Genomic DNA, 14,666 nt, shown 5'->3' with positions numbered 1-14,666 from the left:
ACCGGCTAACCGGTCAACCCAGTACCGCGAGCGCGTCGATCTCGATCAGGAGGCCCTTCGGCAGGCCGACGTAGACCGTCGTCCGGGCCGCAGGGGCCTCCTTCAGGTCGGCGAAGTAGTCGTTCCAGATCTCGTTCATCTCCGCGAAGTGCTCCGTGTCCGTCAGATAGACGCGCAGCATCACCACGTCCTCCCAGCTCGCGCCGCCCGCCTCCAGCACGGACCGGACGTTGGCCAGCGTCTGGAGCGTCTGCTCGCGCAGGGTCGGGCCGGCGACGACGGGGCCGTCCTGCCCGGGCTCGGCGGGCAGGAAGCCGACCTGCCCGGCGACCTGGAGGATGTTCCCCTTGCGCACGCCGTGCGAGAACGTGGCGGGCGGGGTGGTGTGGCCGGCGGGGGTGACGGCGGTCTTGGAGATCTTGTCGCTCATGGCATCGCTTTCGTCGGGGAAACGGTGGACGGGAGTGAGATTCCGGAGTACTCGGCGCTGATCGCGTCCGCTGTGCGGCGCAGCAGCGGCAGCAGGGCGAGGAGTTCGTCGGAGGAGACGACGACGTTGGGCGCCGACACCGAGCAGGCGGCGACGACCCGGCCGTCCGGGCCCCGGACGGGAGCGCCGACACAGTTGATGGACTCCTCGTGGCCGCCGAAGTCGGTGGCCCAGCCGCGTTCCCGTACGGCGGCCAGCTCCTGGAGGAAGGCGGTGGCGTCGGGGGTGGAACGGGCGGTGTAGGCGGGGTAGTCGAGGCGCGCGGCGACGGCGCGGCGCTCGGGCTCGGGGAGGTCGGCGAGGAGCAGCTTGGCCACGGCCGCCACGGTGATCGCCACGGGCTTGCCGATGCGGGAGTACATCCGTACGGGGTAGCGGCTCTCGACCTTGTCGATGTAGAGGACCTCGTCCTCCTCGTACACCGCGAGGTGGACGGTGTGGCCGCACTTCTCGTTGAGGGCGACGAGGTGGGGGTGGGCGATCTCCCGGATGTCGAGGCTCTCGACGGCCTGCTGGGCGAGGGCGAAGAGGCGGGCGCCGAGACGGTAGCGCTGGTCCTGCTGCCGGTAGACGATGCCGTGCTCGTGGAGGGTGCGCAGCAGGCGCAGCGCGGTGGACTTGTGCACGCCGAGGCGGCCCGCCACCTGTTCGAGGTTGGCGGGGCCCTCCGCGAGCAGCGGCAGGATGCTCAGGGCGCGGTCGACGGTCTGACTCATGTGCGGGGGTTGTCCTTCGTCCGTGTGTCCGTGGTCCAGCCCGGGCCGAGTCGCAGTCTTCCCCAGGCGGCGGCGTCCAGTCCCGCCAGGGCGTCCGCGAGGGCGGCGGGCGGCGGTTCGGCGAGGTCGCCGGGGACGGTGAGGGCGGCGGCGGCCATGAGGTGGCCGTACCGCAGGCGTGCGGGCAGCGGGAGTCCGCGCAGGGTGGCGGAGAGGAAGCCGGCCGCGAAGGCGTCGCCCGCGCCGACGGGCGCGACGACGTCGACGGCGGGCGCGGGCACGGAGACGACGGCTTCACGGGTGTGGGCCGTGGCCCCGGCGGCGCCCTGTTTGACGACGAGCACGGCGGGTTCGGGCAGGGCGGCCCGTATCGCGTCGGGGCCGCCGTCGATGCCCCAGGCGGCCTCGGCCTCGTCCTCGCCGACGAAGACGATGTCGCAGGCACGGGCGAGCTCGGCGAGGACGCGCGGGCTCGTTCCGGTGTTCCGCCACAGCGCGGCGCGGTAGTTGACGTCGAAGGAGAGCAGCGGGCCAGGGCCGGGGCCCCGGACGACGAGCTCGCGGAGCAGGGCGAGGCAGTCGGTGGAGAGGGCGGCCGTGATGCCGGTGAGGTGGAGGATCCGTCCGGCGTGGGCGGTCGTGCGGGGGATCAGGGCGGGCGACATGGCGGAGGCGGCCGATCCGGCGCGGTAGTAGAGGGTCTCGGCGTGGTGCGGGGCGGTCGCGCCGGTGGTCGTGGGCCGCTCCCCCGCCGTCCGGAAGTACACGCCGGTGGGGCGGGCGGGGTCGTACTGGACGTGCGTGGTGTCCACGCCGTGGGCGGCGACGGCGGCCACCAGGTGGGTGCCGAAGGCGTCGGCGCCGACGCGGCTGATCCAGCGGGCGCGGTGGCCGCTACGGGCCAGGACGCAGGCGACGTTCGACTCGGCGCCGCCGATGCCGCGGTCGAAGGACGGCACGTCGGCGAGGCGTCGCCCGGCCCCCGCCGGGCCCGGGCGGAGGACGACCATCGACTCGCCGAGGCACACGACGTCGGGGCCGCTCACCACATCCCCCTACCGTTGACCCGGCACTTGCGGGGATGTTAGACACCCTGCAGCGCCACACGCAATGAACGTTGCGGTAATTGCAACGCACCCACCGCACCGCACCCTCGCACCTTTGGGGAGGCCCCATGGCCAGCACGGCCCGCACGGCCGGCACGCCCGCCGCCATAGCCACCGACGCCGTCGCCGGGCTCGCCCGCGAGCGGGTGGACCACCGGTTCAAGGGGCTGCCCCCGGACGCGGACGGCCGGAGCGTCGGCGAGCTGGCGGCCGAGCGGCGCTCGCTGTTCACCGGCGGCTTCACCACGCCCGTGCTGGCCCTCTCCGCCGAGGCGCTGGACCACAACCTCGGGCTCATGGAGCAGTGGTCCGCACGGCACGGCCTGGCCTTCGCGCCGCACGGCAAGACGTCGATGGCCCCGCGGCTCTTCGAGCGCCAGCTCGACCGCGGCGCCTGGGGCATCACCGCCGCCACCCCCGCGCAGGTCCGCGTCTACCGCGCCTTCGGCGTGCGGCGGATCTTCCTCGCCAACGAGGTCGTCGACGCCGCCGCGCTGCGCTGGCTCGCGGCCGAGCTGGCCGCCGACCCGGAGCTGCGGATCGTCACCTACGTCGACTCCGTGCGCGGCGTCGAGCTGATGGACGCCGCCCTGCGCGACGCGGGCGCGGGCCGCCCGCTGGACGTCGTCGTGGAGCTGGGCGCGGAGGGCGCCCGTACGGGCGTCCGTACGGAGGCGCAGGCCGAGGCCGTCGCGGACGCGGTGGCCGCCACCGGCACCCTGCGCCTGGTCGGCGTCGCCGGCTACGAGGCCGAGATCCCGGACGCGGACGCCGAGACCGTCGACGCGTGGCTGCGCCGGCTGACGGGGCTGGCGGTCGCCTTCGACAAGGCGGGCCGCTTCGCCGGGGTCGAGGAGATCGTGGTCAGCGCGGGCGGCAGCGCGTGGTTCGACGCCGTGGCGAGTGTCTTCGCGGAGCTTCCGGCGCTGTCCGCGCCGGTGCTCAAGCTGCTGCGCTCCGGCGCGTACGTCACCCACGACGACGGCCAGTACCGCCGCAAGACCCCCTTCAACCGCCACCCCGACGAGGGCGCCCTCCACCCCGCCTTCCGCCTCTGGGCCCAGGTCGTCTCCCGCCCCGAGACCGGCATGGCCTACCTCAACGCGGGCAAGCGCGACGTCTCCTACGACCTGGACCTCCCGGAACCGCAGGTTGTCCGCTCCGCCCGCGACGGCTCCCTCCGCCCGGCCACGGGCCTGACCGTCACCCGCCTCGCCGACCAGCACGCCTTCGTCTCCCTCACGGGCGAGGAAGCGGAACGGCTGGAGGTCGGCGACTGGGTGGGCCTGGGCCTGTCGCACCCGTGCACGGTCTTCGAGAAGTGGCCGCTCATCCCGCTGGCGACGGCGGACGGGACGGTCACGGAGTACGTCCGAACGTTCTTCTGACCGACGTTGCCCGGTTGTGGGCAGTCGTTCCGCTGGGGCGGAACGGGTGGGCACAACCGGGCCACCGGCCCGCAGGGAACCCGCATGGACCTCGTCATCCGCGACGCCCGCGTCATAGACGGCACCGGCCGCCCCTCCTACCGCGCCGACGTGGCCCTTTCCGAAGGCCGGATCGCCGAGATCCACCGTCCGGGGGTGGGCCCCAGACCGTGGGCCCCCCGCATCCTCGACGCGACGGGCCTGGCGCTGGCGCCCGGCTTCATCGACATGCACGCCCACAGCGACCTCGCCCTCCTGCGCGACCCCGCCCACACCGCGAAGGCCGCGCAGGGCGTGACCCTGGAGGTCGTCGGCCAGGACGGCCTGTCCTACGCGCCCGTCGACGACCGCACCCTCGCCGAGGTGCGCGCCCAGATCACCGGCTGGAACGGCGACGGCGCGGACGTCGACTTCACCTGGCGCACCGTGGGCGGCTACCTCGACCGCCTCGACCACGGCTTCGCCGGCGAGGGCATCGCCGTCAACGCCGCCTACCTCGTCCCCCAGGGCACCGTCCGCATGCTGGCCGTCGGCTGGGAGGACCGCCCGGCGACGGCCGCCGAGCTCGACCGGATGAGGCGCCTGGTCGCCGAGGGCCTGGAGCAGGGCGCGGTGGGCCTCTCCTCCGGGCTCACCTACACCCCGGGGATGTACGCCGACGACGCCGAGCTGACCGAGCTGTGCCGGGTCGTGGCGGAGTACGGCGGCTACTACTGTCCGCACCACCGCTCGTACGGGGCGGGCGCGCTCCGGGCGTACGCGGAGATGATCGAGCTCTCCCGGACGGCGGGCTGCGCCCTCCACCTGGCGCACGCCGTCATGAACTTCGGGGTGAACGAGGGCCGCGCCCCCGAGCTGCTGGCCCTGCTGGACGCCGCGCTGGCCGACGGCGCGGACATCTCCCTCGACACCTATCCCTACACCCCAGGCTCCACCACGCTCGCCGCGCTGCTCCCGGGCTGGGCGGGCGAGGGCGGCCCGGAGGCGATCCTGGCACGGCTGCGCGACGACGCGACGGCGGCCAGGATCCGGCACGCGCTGGAGGTGACGGGTTCGGACGGCTGCCACGGGGTGACCGTCGACTGGGAGAGCGTGGAGATCTCGGGCGTCTCGGACTCGGCCCTCGCGCCCTATGTCGGCCGGAGCATCGCCCGCTCGGCGCGCGAGCGCGGCGAGGAGCCATGGACGACGGCCCGCCGGCTCCTGCTCGAAGACCGACTGGGCCCCACGATCCTCCAGCACGTCGGCCACGAGGGGAACGTCCGCACGATCATGCGGCACGCGGTGCACACGGGCGGCAGCGACGGGATCCTGCACGGCGCGAAACCGCATCCGCGCGCCTACGGAACGTTCCCGCACTACCTCGGCCACTACGTCCGCGAGCTGGGAGTGCTCTCCCTGGAGGAGTGCGTGGCGCATCTCACGTCGCGTCCGGCGGCCCGGCTGAGGCTGCCGGACCGGGGCTCGATCCGCGAGGGACACCGCGCCGATCTCGTTCTCTTCGATCCGGAAACGGTTGCGGCCGGTGCCACTTTCGAAGCCCCACGGACGCTTCCGACCGGCATTCCTTATGTCCTGATTGCCGGACGCTTTGTGATGGAAGACGGACGCCGGACGGACGTACTGGCCGGACGGACAGTACGGCGCACGCCGACGAGCTGACCAGGGCGTTACGGGCGAGGATGCCGTGACGGGAGTGACGGAAGAAAGCGCGCGCACGGCGTGTGGCGCCCCCGTATGGTGGCCGTCATGCAGGTGATCCAGTCAACGAAGCTCGCCAACGTCTGCTACGAAATCCGTGGCCCGGTGCTCGAGGAGGCCATGCGGCTGGAAGCGGCAGGTGAGCGCATCCTCAAGCTGAACACCGGCAACCCCGCGATCTTCGGCTTCGAGTGCCCGCCCGAGATCCTCGAGGACATGCTGCGCAACGTGGGCGACGCCCACGGCTACGGCGACGCCAAGGGCCTGCCCGCCGCCCGCCGCGCGGTGGTGCAGCACTACGAGACCAAGGGCATCGAGCTGTCCGTCGAGGACGTCTACCTCGGCAACGGCGTCTCCGAGCTGATCCAGATGGCGATGCAGGCGCTGCTCGACGACGGCGACGAGGTCCTCGTCCCCGCGCCGGACTACCCCCTGTGGACCGCGTCCGTCTCCCTCGCGGGCGGCACGGCGGTGCACTACCGCTGCGACGAGCAGTCGGACTGGATGCCGGACCTGGCCGACATCGAGAGCAAGGTGACGGACCGCACCAAGGCGATCGTCATCATCAACCCCAACAACCCCACGGGTGCGGTCTACGACGACGAGATGCTGCGGTCCCTCACGGAGATCGCCCGCCGTCACAATCTGATCGTCTGCTCCGACGAGATCTACGACAAGATCCTCTACGACGGCGTCACCCACACCCCGACCGCCGCCATCGCCCCGGACCTGCTGACCCTCACCTTCAACGGCCTGTCCAAGGCGTACCGGGTGGCGGGCTACCGCAGCGGCTGGATGGCGGTCTGCGGGCCCAAGGCCCACGCCGACAGCTACATCGAGGGCCTGACGATCCTCGCCAACATGCGGCTGTGCGCCAACATGCCCGCGCAGTACGCGGTGGCCACCGCGCTCGGCGGCCGGCAGTCGATCAACGACCTGGTGCTGCCGGGCGGCCGGCTGCTGGAGCAGCGCGACGTGGCGCACGAGCTGCTCACCCAGATCCCGGGCGTCACCTGCGTCAAGCCGAAGGGCGCGCTCTACGCGTTCCCCCGGCTGGACCCCAAGGTCTACAAGATCAAGGACGACCGGCAGATGGTCCTCGACCTGCTCCGGGCCGAGAAGATCATGGTGGTCCACGGCACGGGCTTCAACTGGCCGGAGCCGGACCACTTCCGCCTGGTCACCCTGCCCTCCGCCAAGGACCTGGCGGACGCGGTCACCCGGATCGGGAACTTCCTGGACGGCTACGGACAGCCGTAAAGCCACCCCACCCTGTTAACGAGACAACTTTAGACTGGGTCTAAGTTAGGATGGCCTTCAGAGGTAACTCAGGAGGCCATCCATGTACGAGCCGACCCGCACCAAGCACACGGTTTGCACGCACGGGCCGCACCGCTCCCGCGAGGAGGAGCTCACCATCCGGCTCGCCGGCCACCTCACGGCCCTGCTCACCGTGACGGACGAGCTCCGCGCGCTGACCCCGTCGCCCGAGCTGGACGACGCCGCGCGCCGACTGGCCCTGCGCGTGCGGCACCTGCGCGGCAGCGCCCCGCTCCGCGCCCGGCCGACGACCCCCACCGCCACCCCGCCCCGCGTCACCGCCCTCCACCAGCGCGCCCACACCCTCGCCGGCCAGGCCCTGGTCGTCGCCACCCAACGCGGCGACGCGACGGGCGCGGCTCTGGCGGCGGAGCGCCTCCACGCCCACGCGACGGAACTGGGCATCACGGACGGGATGTAGCGCCCGCGCCGACTTCCGAGCAGGGCAGAGCGGGTGCGGCGCGGTTGGGGGAGCAGGTCACGAGGGCGACGGAGTGGAAGACGGTGCCGTTGAGGCAGTGGCCGAGGGATACGTCGCCTCCCCAGCTGCTCCGTTCCATGGAATGGCGACGGCCCCGCCCGTCGGTCGCGAGGGCAGGGCCGTCAGTTCAGGTGGGGCCGGTGGATCAGGCGGACAGTTCGAACCTCGGTGGGCGGAAGCCTTGAAGGTGGGTGCTCCGGCTTCCCTGGGTCCGGAGCGATGCCCTCACCGCCCAGGGCGGCACCCCAGCCAAGGGGCGGACCGGGGGAGAGAACCTGAGCACGCCGGCCCAGACGGGACACGTCCTGTCCCTGTTCAAGCCTTGTCCGGTCGGGGGCCGACCTGTCACTCCGCCGGGGAGACGGACCAGTGACAGGAACCATCACGCCGCAGACGTTCCCCGGCGTGGGCACTGTCCCGCGTGTCGGTACACCGCCACGGGCGGACCAGCAGCCCGCTCAATGGTTCCCCTGCGGACCGGATCGAGAGGCTTCACGTCGCGGCGGCAGACGGAGCACTTCGCTCCCTGGGGCGCGTAGGTCACGTACTCCCATTCTTCGGTCCCGGCCGCCATCGCGTACCCCTTCACTGCCGTCTGTGTGTGTCAGGAGTCGATGGTGTCCGGGTCGGGGCGTCGGGATCTAGCCGGTTTCCTGTTCGTGCAACAACTCATCCCGGATACGCACCAGCATGGCGCGCATGTCGTCACCGGACAGAGCCGTCGACGCGAAGCGCTCGAACTTCTCGACATACAAGGAAACATCCCGGGGATCGGTGACAACGATCTCGGCGTGGATCGTCTCGACCGTCACTGTCCTGTCGTCCCGGATGACGAATGCGTGGTTGGCGATGTCCTGCTGTGGCACCGACAGGGGAACGGTCCGAATGTCGATGTTGGGGAGGCGCGAGAGGGAAACGAGTCGGTCCAGTTGTTCCGCCATCCTGGCGGCCGACACAATCCGCCATCGCAGCACGGACTCGGTGATGACGAAGTGGAGGTCCTTGGCTGAGTCGTAGAGCACCTGCTGGCGGTCGATCCTCGCACTGATGGTGCGGGTGAGAACCTCCTCGCCAAGGTTGTGCCGGGCAAGAATGGCCCGGATGTATTCGGGGGTTTGCAGCAGGCCCGGGATCAGGGCTGGTTGAAAGAGGCGCAGCACGGCCATCCGGTCCTCCAGCGATCTCGTCTGCTCCTGCGCCTTGTGCACGCCCATCCGGCGGACCAGGCGCCAGGCCGTGGTTTCCGTGGACGCCGCCCGGGCGACCTCCAGGTACTCGGCCTTGACCTCGTCCGAGACCCCGATGGCGGTAAGGATGCGTTCGACGTCCGCCGGGGACGGTGCGGCCTTGCCCGTTTCAATCTTGCTGAGCTTGCTTGTGGACATCACAGCGCTGCGGGCGACGGTTTTGGCCTCCTTTCCGGATGCCTGCCGAAGCGCCCGCAGCGCTGCTCCGAGCTGCCCTTTGTTCACGCGCCGGCGTGCTTCTCCCACCAGTCGGAGAACGGCTCGGCGTGCGCCAGCGCTGTATCCCGGATGGTGACGAAGTCTTGTGCCCGGCTGTCAGGCATCGTTTCCCGCCCTGAGACGGCTCCCGTGTCGTCGTAATGCATGACGACTGCCGTCCTCTCGTCGAAGAGCCAGAAGTCTTCTGCTCCTTCGAGCGGGTTGGGCTTGTCCGTCGCATCGAGGATGAAGAACTCTTCACCCCCGATCACGTTCTTCCGGTACCCCCAGCCCAGTTCGAACCGCAGATACGGTGTGAGAGGACGCGACAGAATGTGCACGCGATAGACGCGCTTACCGAGGCGAGTGAGGGTCCGGAGCTCCGACACCCATGCTTCGTTGTAGTCGTCGGGCTGAGGCTGCCCGGAGAGGAAGGCTCGGTAGGCGTCCACGTTGCCCGATCCGCTGTAGTCGGCGAGGGTCTCCAGCCTGAATGCTTCCCGCTCGAAGGAGTCGAACAGCTCCCCGAGAGTCTTAAGCGTCACGAAGGCCCTTCCGGATCAGATCGAACACGAGCTGCATCGGGATCTCCACGAGGGTCTCGTGCGCCGGAATTTCCAGCCCGTGATCGGTAGGCGTCTCCCCCTGCACCAAGAAGGTGTCCCTGTCCGTGGCGTAGATGGTCGGGCAGTCCTTGATGTCGCACGTGCTCACGAGCTTGGTGACCTTCACGCGGCTCCCTCCCCGGTCTGCTCCGGTGTGTCCGGTTCGATGCTTCCGACCTCACAGGGTGAGGCGCAAGCGGTTCCGGTTTCCGAAACGGGAAAGCGGGGCGGGAGGGGGTGAGCGGCGGCGCGTCGTAGCCTCACCGCTACCCGCATGGGCGCAGCGCCGCTCGTGCTGTCGCCACGCCCCATGTGGCAGCAGAATGGGGCGTCTCCGTGGCGGTCGGGGTGGTGGTTTCCGCTGCCTGTTCCCGGCGGCAGGCCGGGCACAAGGTCTCCTCCGCCACCGGGCGGAACAGGCGCGGCTGGACGTGCTCGCCCCGGCATTCGCGCATGCTCGCCACGCGCGGCTCGATGGCAGGGGTTTCCTGGACCCGCTGCTCAGTGAACGACGGCATCGGCGGCAGCTTGCGCGTCAGGCGGTTGCGGGCGAGGGCCGCTGCCGAGTGGACGCGTTCGGGAAGTCCCGAGGTCAGCGCCTCACGGAGGTCGGTCAGCGAAGCGCCGCGCAGGAACCACTCGGCGGCCAACGGGGCGAGCTCGGCCACCTCCCGCCCCGTCAGGCGAAGTTGGCGTTCGCGGTGCGAGACGGAGGAGAGCGCCAGGGCGCCGCGCTCGATCAGCCGGGAGGGTCGGGAGGGAGGGTTCTGCGTGTTCTCCTCAGTGTTGTTTTGGGAGCGACCGACGGACCGGTCGTCCGGCTCACCGATGGCCGGTTCCACGGCCGTCGGCGGCTCGGCGGGACGGCCCCCGTCCCGAACCACCAGCGCCTCCTCGGCGCTCAGCGGTACGTTCGAGACGAGCTGCCTGGTCGCCCAGCGGCCGTGCGGGCCCTGGCCGCGCCACTCGTGGACGTACCCCTCCGTGATCAGCTCCCGCTTCGCGCGCTGGAACGCCGTCTTCTTGATCCCCGCCCGCTTCGCCGTCTCCGACAACGGCTGGTCAACGCCGTCGGGGAGCGAGAGCTGCCAGATCAACAGGCGTACGGCTTCGGCCGATAGACGCGGATGGCGGATGATGCCGTTCGAGACCTGCGTGAAGAAACGCGCAGGAGGGATAGCATGCTTGTGCATTCGCGAGTCTCCTTGGGATAGCACCTCGCGGGTGTAGACCCCCTTCGCCGGTTGCAGCCGGCGTCGGGGGTCGCTTCGTTACCGTACGAAGCGACCCGATTACCGCGACCGTAGCGCATCCCCACACTCGGACGCGGACCTTCCGGTGGAACTCAGGCAGTCCGACGACACGGCTGTGCCCCGCCCGGAGGCGGGGCACAGCCGTCGGAACGCCGGCGTCAGGGCGCGGGCGTCAGCCCAGTCGCTGGACCAGCGCCCGGTACTCGTCCCACAGTTCCTTCGGCGTGTGGTCGCCGAAGGTCTCCAGGTGCTGGGGCACCAGGGCCGCCTCCTCGCGCCAGACGTCCTTGTCGACCGTGAGGAGCAGGTCGAGGTCGGCCTCCGGGATGTCGAGGCCGTCGGTGTCGAGGGCGTCGCGCGTCGGAAGGATGCCGATGGGGGTCTCGACGCCGTCGGCCGTGCCGTCGAGGCGCTCGACGATCCACTTCAGGACGCGGCTGTTCTCGCCGAAGCCCGGCCAGACGAAGCGGCCGCCCGCGTCCTTGCGGAACCAGTTGACGTAGTAGATCTTGGGGAGCTTCGACTGGTCCTTGCCGGCGCCGACCTTGATCCAATGACCCATGTAGTCACCCATGTTGTAGCCGCAGAACGGCAGCATGGCGAACGGGTCGCGGCGCAGCTCCCCGACCTTGCCCTCGGCGGCCGCGGTCTTCTCGGAGGCGACGTTGGCGCCGAGGAAGACGCCGTGCTGCCAGTCGAAGGACTCCGTCACCAGCGGGACGGCCGTGGCGCGGCGGCCGCCGAAGAGGATGGCCGAGATCGGGACGCCCTTGGGGTCCTCCCACTCCGGGGCGATGATCGGGCACTGCGACGCCGGGACGGTGAAGCGGGCGTTGGGGTGGGCGGCCGGGGTGTCCGAGGACGGCGTCCAGTCGTTGCCCTTCCAGTCGATGAGGTGGTCGGGGGCCTTCTCCGTCATGCCCTCCCACCACACGTCGTCGTCATCGGTGCGGGCGACGTTGGTGAAGACGGCGTTGCCCCAGAGGGTCTTCATGGCGTTGGCGTTGGTGTGCTCGCCGGTGCCGGGAGCGACGCCGAAGAAGCCGGCCTCGGGGTTGATGGCGTAGAGGCGGCCGTCCTCGCCGAAGCGCATCCAGGCGATGTCGTCGCCGATGGTCTCCACCGTCCAGCCGGAGACGGTGGGCTCCAGCATGGCGAGGTTGGTCTTGCCGCAGGCGGAGGGGAAGGCGGCGGCGACGTACTTCGGCTCGCCGTGCGGCGGGGTGAGCTTGAGGATGAGCATGTGCTCGGCGAGCCAGCCCTCGTCCCGGGCCATCACGGAGGCGATGCGCAGGGCGTAGCACTTCTTGCCCAGCAGGGCGTTGCCGCCATAGCCGGAGCCGTAGGACCAGATCTCGCGTTCCTCGGGGAAGTGCGAGATGTATTTGGTGGAATTGCAGGGCCAGGGCACGTCCTGCTCGCCCTCGGCCAGCGGGGCGCCCAGGGTGTGGACGGCCTTGACGAAGAAGCCGTCGGCGCCGAGCTCGTCGAGGACGGCCTGGCCCATGCGGGTCATGGTGCGCATCGAGACGGCGACGTAGGCGGAGTCGGTGATCTCGACGCCGATCGCGGAGAGCGGCGAGCCGACGGGGCCCATGCAGAAGGGCACGACGTACATGGTGCGGCCGCGCATGGAGCCGCGGAAGATCCCCTGCTCACCGGAGAAGATCTCGCGCATCTCCGCCGGGGCCTTCCAGTGGTTGGTCGGGCCCGCGTCCTCCTCCTTCTCGGAGCAGATGAACGTACGGTCCTCGACGCGCGCCACGTCGCTGGGGTCGGAGGCGGCGTAGTAGGAGTTGGGGCGCTTGACCGGGTCGAGTTTCCGGAAGGTCCCCTTGGCGACGAGCTCCTCGCACAGGCGCTCGTACTCGGCCTCGGAACCGTCGCACCAGACCACCTGGTCCGGCTGGGTGAGGGCGGCGATCTCGTCTACCCAGGAGATCAGCTCCTGGTGGTTGGTGGGGGTGGTGGGAGCCGCACTGGTGCGCGCCACGATCGCTCCGTCCCGCCGGAACCCGCTGTCCGGCGTCGCTATTGAGGGTGGAACGGCCCATGGGCACCGGGGATCGCCGGTGCCGGACCGTCTCTGCACATTGGTTGCCCCTTGGGGGCCGCGACCCAGACGCTTCGTGACCGCTCATCCGGTGCCGCCCGCACTCATTTGATCATCCGACTCATCATCCGATCTGTCCAGGGGGCGCCCCCGTGACCATCACCACCCGATACCCGCCCGTAACCTACGGTTGCGTAGGTAGCATGACGGCCATGACACCCGCGCCCGACACAGCGCCCTCTCCGTCCTCCGGTTCCCCCGGGGCGCCGCATGCCGCAATCCTGAACGCCAGTTCGTCCGATTCCGGTTCGCCAGCCGCCGACGTCACCGGCGTGGCCGAGGCCGTCGCCGCGGCGGCTCCGGCCAAGCCACGGCTGCGCGGCTGGCTGCACGCCGGGATGTTCCCCGCGGTGCTGGTCTCCGGCGTCTTCCTCACCGCCCTGGCGGACAGCACCCGGGGCAGAATCGCCTGCGCGGTCTACGTCCTGACCGCCTGCCTGCTGTTCGGCATCAGCGCGCTCTACCACCGGGGCGACTGGAGCCCGCGCGCGGCGGCCGTGCTGCGCCGGCTCGATCACGCCAATATCTTCCTGATCATCGCGGGTACCTACACACCCCTGACCATGCTGCTCGTCCCCGGCGGCCGGGGACGGCTGCTGCTCTGGGCCGTATGGCTCGCCGCCGCCGCCGGAATCGCCTTCCGCGTCTTCTGGGTGGGCGCGCCGCGCTGGCTCTACACCCCCTGCTACATCGCGATGGGCTGGGCCGCCGTCTTCTTCCTGCCGGACTTCCTCCGCAAGGGCGGCATCGCCGTCCTCGTGCTGGTGATCGTCGGCGGCCTGCTCTACTCGGCGGGCGGCGTGATCTACGGGATCAAGCGCCCGAACCCCTCACCCCGGTGGTTCGGGTTCCACGAGGTGTTCCACTCACTCACGCTCGCCGCGTTCATCACCCACTACGTGGGCATCTCGCTGGTGGCCTATTCGCACGCCTGAGCGCGAGCCCGGGTGGGCACGACGCACTCTGCGGCCCCCGCGCGGCGGCCGCGGCCTCGACGCCGCGGCCACCCGCCACGTCAGCCCGCCCACGCCGGCCACGACCACGGCCAGCACGGCGACCTCCCCGACGAACACGTACCCGGTGACGCTCAACACGGCCACCAGCAAAGCGGCAACGGTCATGACATACCCCCTCCATCACCTTTTGGCTGACTCCCCGCTCCCCTGCCCCGCACACAGCGTCACACACCCCACTGACAATCAGCGTCCCGTCAAAGCCGGCCACTCCCGCGCTCGGTGTGGTCCGTGAAAAGACCGATGCCGGAGAATGCGGCCATGGCCACAGCCCACTCCTCCCCCGCGGCGCCGACCGCGCCCGTCCTCGGGCTGCGCGAGCGGAAGAAGATCCAGACCCGCCGCGCGATCCGGGGTGCCGCCTACCGCCTCTTCGAACGGCAGGGGTACGACGCCACGCCCGTCGACCAGATCGCCGAGGCCGCCGACGTCTCCACCAGCACGGTCTTCCGCTACTTCCCCACCAAGGAGGACATCGTCCTCACCGACGAGTACGACGCGGTGATGGAGGCCGCGATCCGCTCGCGCCCGGCGGACGAGCACCCCGTCGAGTCCATCCGGCACGGCGTCACCGGCGCCGTCCGCCAGCTCGTCGAACGCGACATCGCCGAGCTGCGCCAGCGCACCCGGCTCGTGCACGAGGTGCCCGCGCTGCGCGGCCGGACGGCGGAGGGCATGGCGGAGTCGGCCCGCGTGCTCTGCGCCGTCCTGGCCGGGCGCACGGGCCGGTCGCCCGGCGACCTGGAGCTGCGGGTCGTGGTCGCCGCCGTCCTCGGGGCGATGCAGGAGGCGACGATGCACTGGGTCGAGCAGGGGCAGACGGACGACTTGCCGTCGTTGATCGACCGCGCGCTTCGGGTGCTCGCCCGTGGGCTGACGCTTTAGCGCTCCGCCGGGAACGCGGTCCGGTCGCTGCGGGCCGGTGGGGGCTGGTCGCGCCCGCGCGGCGGTAGCCGCATATCGACACTGCCCCGCGCCCCTTCGGGGCGCCCCGGA

Annotated in this window: 14 protein-coding genes; 6 read left to right on the top strand and 8 right to left on the bottom strand. The window is 70.9% G+C overall.

Going from position 1 to position 14,666, the window contains the following annotated elements; all coding sequences use genetic code 11:
* Positions 1–13 precede the first annotated feature (13 nt).
* The 3 genes from ACX9I7_RS17745 to ACX9I7_RS17735 are packed head-to-tail and all read right to left on the bottom strand — an operon-like array spanning position 14 to position 2,216.
* Positions 14–430 (bottom strand): RidA family protein, encoded by a 417-nt coding sequence (locus ACX9I7_RS17745; RefSeq protein ID WP_387566919.1) that lies wholly within the window; start codon positions 428–430, stop codon positions 14–16.
* Positions 427–1,206, bottom strand: a complete 780-nt coding sequence (locus tag ACX9I7_RS17740; RefSeq protein ID WP_387566922.1) for an IclR family transcriptional regulator — start codon at positions 1,204–1,206, stop codon at positions 427–429. The genes ACX9I7_RS17745 and ACX9I7_RS17740 overlap by 4 nt, the downstream gene beginning before the upstream one ends.
* Entirely contained in the window at positions 1,203–2,216 is a 1,014-nt protein-coding gene (locus ACX9I7_RS17735) for a sugar kinase (RefSeq protein WP_387567312.1), read from the bottom strand. The genes ACX9I7_RS17740 and ACX9I7_RS17735 overlap by 4 nt, the downstream gene beginning before the upstream one ends.
* Before the next feature lie 164 nt (positions 2,217–2,380).
* Between ACX9I7_RS17735 and ACX9I7_RS17730 the strand changes: the two genes are divergently transcribed.
* The 4 genes from ACX9I7_RS17730 to ACX9I7_RS17715 all read left to right on the top strand — a co-directional run bounded on the left by ACX9I7_RS17730 (position 2,381) and on the right by ACX9I7_RS17715 (position 7,181).
* Positions 2,381–3,700: an alanine racemase gene (locus ACX9I7_RS17730; protein WP_387566925.1), complete on the top strand. Its 1,320-nt coding sequence runs from the start codon at positions 2,381–2,383 to the stop codon at positions 3,698–3,700.
* Positions 3,701–3,784: 84 nt separating this feature from the next.
* Positions 3,785–5,401, top strand: coding sequence for an N-acyl-D-amino-acid deacylase family protein (locus tag ACX9I7_RS17725; protein ID WP_459387850.1), 1,617 nt, complete (start codon positions 3,785–3,787; stop codon positions 5,399–5,401).
* An 87-nt stretch (positions 5,402–5,488) separates the two neighbouring features.
* Entirely contained in the window at positions 5,489–6,700 is a 1,212-nt protein-coding gene (locus ACX9I7_RS17720; RefSeq protein WP_387566930.1) for a pyridoxal phosphate-dependent aminotransferase, read from the top strand.
* A gap of 82 nt (positions 6,701–6,782) precedes the next feature.
* Positions 6,783–7,181, top strand: coding sequence for an SCO4983 family protein (locus tag ACX9I7_RS17715; protein WP_459387849.1), 399 nt, complete (start codon positions 6,783–6,785; stop codon positions 7,179–7,181).
* Positions 7,182–7,882: 701 nt separating this feature from the next.
* Here ACX9I7_RS17715 and ACX9I7_RS17710 read toward each other — a convergent pair.
* From ACX9I7_RS17710 to ACX9I7_RS17690, 5 genes are all read right to left on the bottom strand, one after another.
* Positions 7,883–8,713, bottom strand: coding sequence for a helix-turn-helix domain-containing protein (locus tag ACX9I7_RS17710; protein WP_387566939.1), 831 nt, complete (start codon positions 8,711–8,713; stop codon positions 7,883–7,885).
* Positions 8,710–9,231 (bottom strand): DUF6879 family protein, encoded by a 522-nt coding sequence (locus tag ACX9I7_RS17705; protein WP_459387848.1) that lies wholly within the window; start codon positions 9,229–9,231, stop codon positions 8,710–8,712. Before ACX9I7_RS17705 ends, ACX9I7_RS17710 begins: the two co-directional genes overlap by 4 nt.
* Positions 9,221–9,418: a hypothetical protein gene (locus ACX9I7_RS17700; RefSeq protein ID WP_387566944.1), complete on the bottom strand. Its 198-nt coding sequence runs from the start codon at positions 9,416–9,418 to the stop codon at positions 9,221–9,223. Before ACX9I7_RS17700 ends, ACX9I7_RS17705 begins: the two co-directional genes overlap by 11 nt.
* A 139-nt stretch (positions 9,419–9,557) precedes the next feature.
* Entirely contained in the window at positions 9,558–10,484 is a 927-nt protein-coding gene (locus tag ACX9I7_RS17695) for a hypothetical protein (protein ID WP_459387847.1), read from the bottom strand.
* 232 nt (positions 10,485–10,716) lie between these two features.
* Positions 10,717–12,537 carry a phosphoenolpyruvate carboxykinase (GTP) gene (locus tag ACX9I7_RS17690; protein WP_387566947.1) on the bottom strand — a complete coding sequence of 607 codons (1,821 nt, stop codon included), beginning with the start codon at positions 12,535–12,537 and terminating at the stop codon, positions 10,717–10,719.
* A 263-nt stretch (positions 12,538–12,800) separates the two neighbouring features.
* Between ACX9I7_RS17690 and trhA the strand changes: the two genes are divergently transcribed.
* Together trhA and ACX9I7_RS17680 are read left to right on the top strand one after the other, a co-directional pair.
* On the top strand, positions 12,801–13,592 hold the full coding sequence (gene trhA / locus ACX9I7_RS17685; RefSeq protein ID WP_387566950.1) for a PAQR family membrane homeostasis protein TrhA: 792 nt from the start codon (positions 12,801–12,803) through the stop codon (positions 13,590–13,592).
* Between the two features lie 339 nt (positions 13,593–13,931).
* Positions 13,932–14,555, top strand: a complete 624-nt coding sequence (locus ACX9I7_RS17680) for an acyl-CoA-like ligand-binding transcription factor (protein WP_387566953.1) — start codon at positions 13,932–13,934, stop codon at positions 14,553–14,555.
* The last annotated feature ends 111 nt before the right edge of the window (positions 14,556–14,666 follow it).

The sequence above is a fragment of the Streptomyces sp. L500 genome (assembly GCF_054551825.1).
The sequence above is the reverse complement of the archived record's forward strand: the minus strand, read 5'-3'. Positions and strand labels throughout refer to the sequence as shown.

What these genes read in the sequence shown, in the direction of transcription:
- ACX9I7_RS17745 (WP_387566919.1), bottom strand. Translation starts at nt 430, where the DNA reads ATGAGCGACAAGATCTCCAAGACCGCCGTCACCCCCGCCGGCCACACC.
- ACX9I7_RS17740 (WP_387566922.1), bottom strand. Translation starts at nt 1,206, where the DNA reads ATGAGTCAGACCGTCGACCGCGCCCTGAGCATCCTGCCGCTGCTCGCG.
- ACX9I7_RS17735 (WP_387567312.1), bottom strand. Translation starts at nt 2,216, where the DNA reads ATGGTCGTCCTCCGCCCGGGCCCGGCGGGGGCCGGGCGACGCCTCGCC.
- ACX9I7_RS17730 (WP_387566925.1), top strand. Translation starts at nt 2,381, where the DNA reads ATGGCCAGCACGGCCCGCACGGCCGGCACGCCCGCCGCCATAGCCACC.
- ACX9I7_RS17725 (WP_459387850.1), top strand. Translation starts at nt 3,785, where the DNA reads ATGGACCTCGTCATCCGCGACGCCCGCGTCATAGACGGCACCGGCCGC.
- ACX9I7_RS17720 (WP_387566930.1), top strand. Translation starts at nt 5,489, where the DNA reads ATGCAGGTGATCCAGTCAACGAAGCTCGCCAACGTCTGCTACGAAATC.
- ACX9I7_RS17715 (WP_459387849.1), top strand. Translation starts at nt 6,783, where the DNA reads ATGTACGAGCCGACCCGCACCAAGCACACGGTTTGCACGCACGGGCCG.
- ACX9I7_RS17695 (WP_459387847.1), bottom strand. Translation starts at nt 10,484, where the DNA reads ATGCACAAGCATGCTATCCCTCCTGCGCGTTTCTTCACGCAGGTCTCG.
- trhA (WP_387566950.1), top strand. Translation starts at nt 12,801, where the DNA reads ATGACGGCCATGACACCCGCGCCCGACACAGCGCCCTCTCCGTCCTCC.
- ACX9I7_RS17680 (WP_387566953.1), top strand. Translation starts at nt 13,932, where the DNA reads ATGGCCACAGCCCACTCCTCCCCCGCGGCGCCGACCGCGCCCGTCCTC.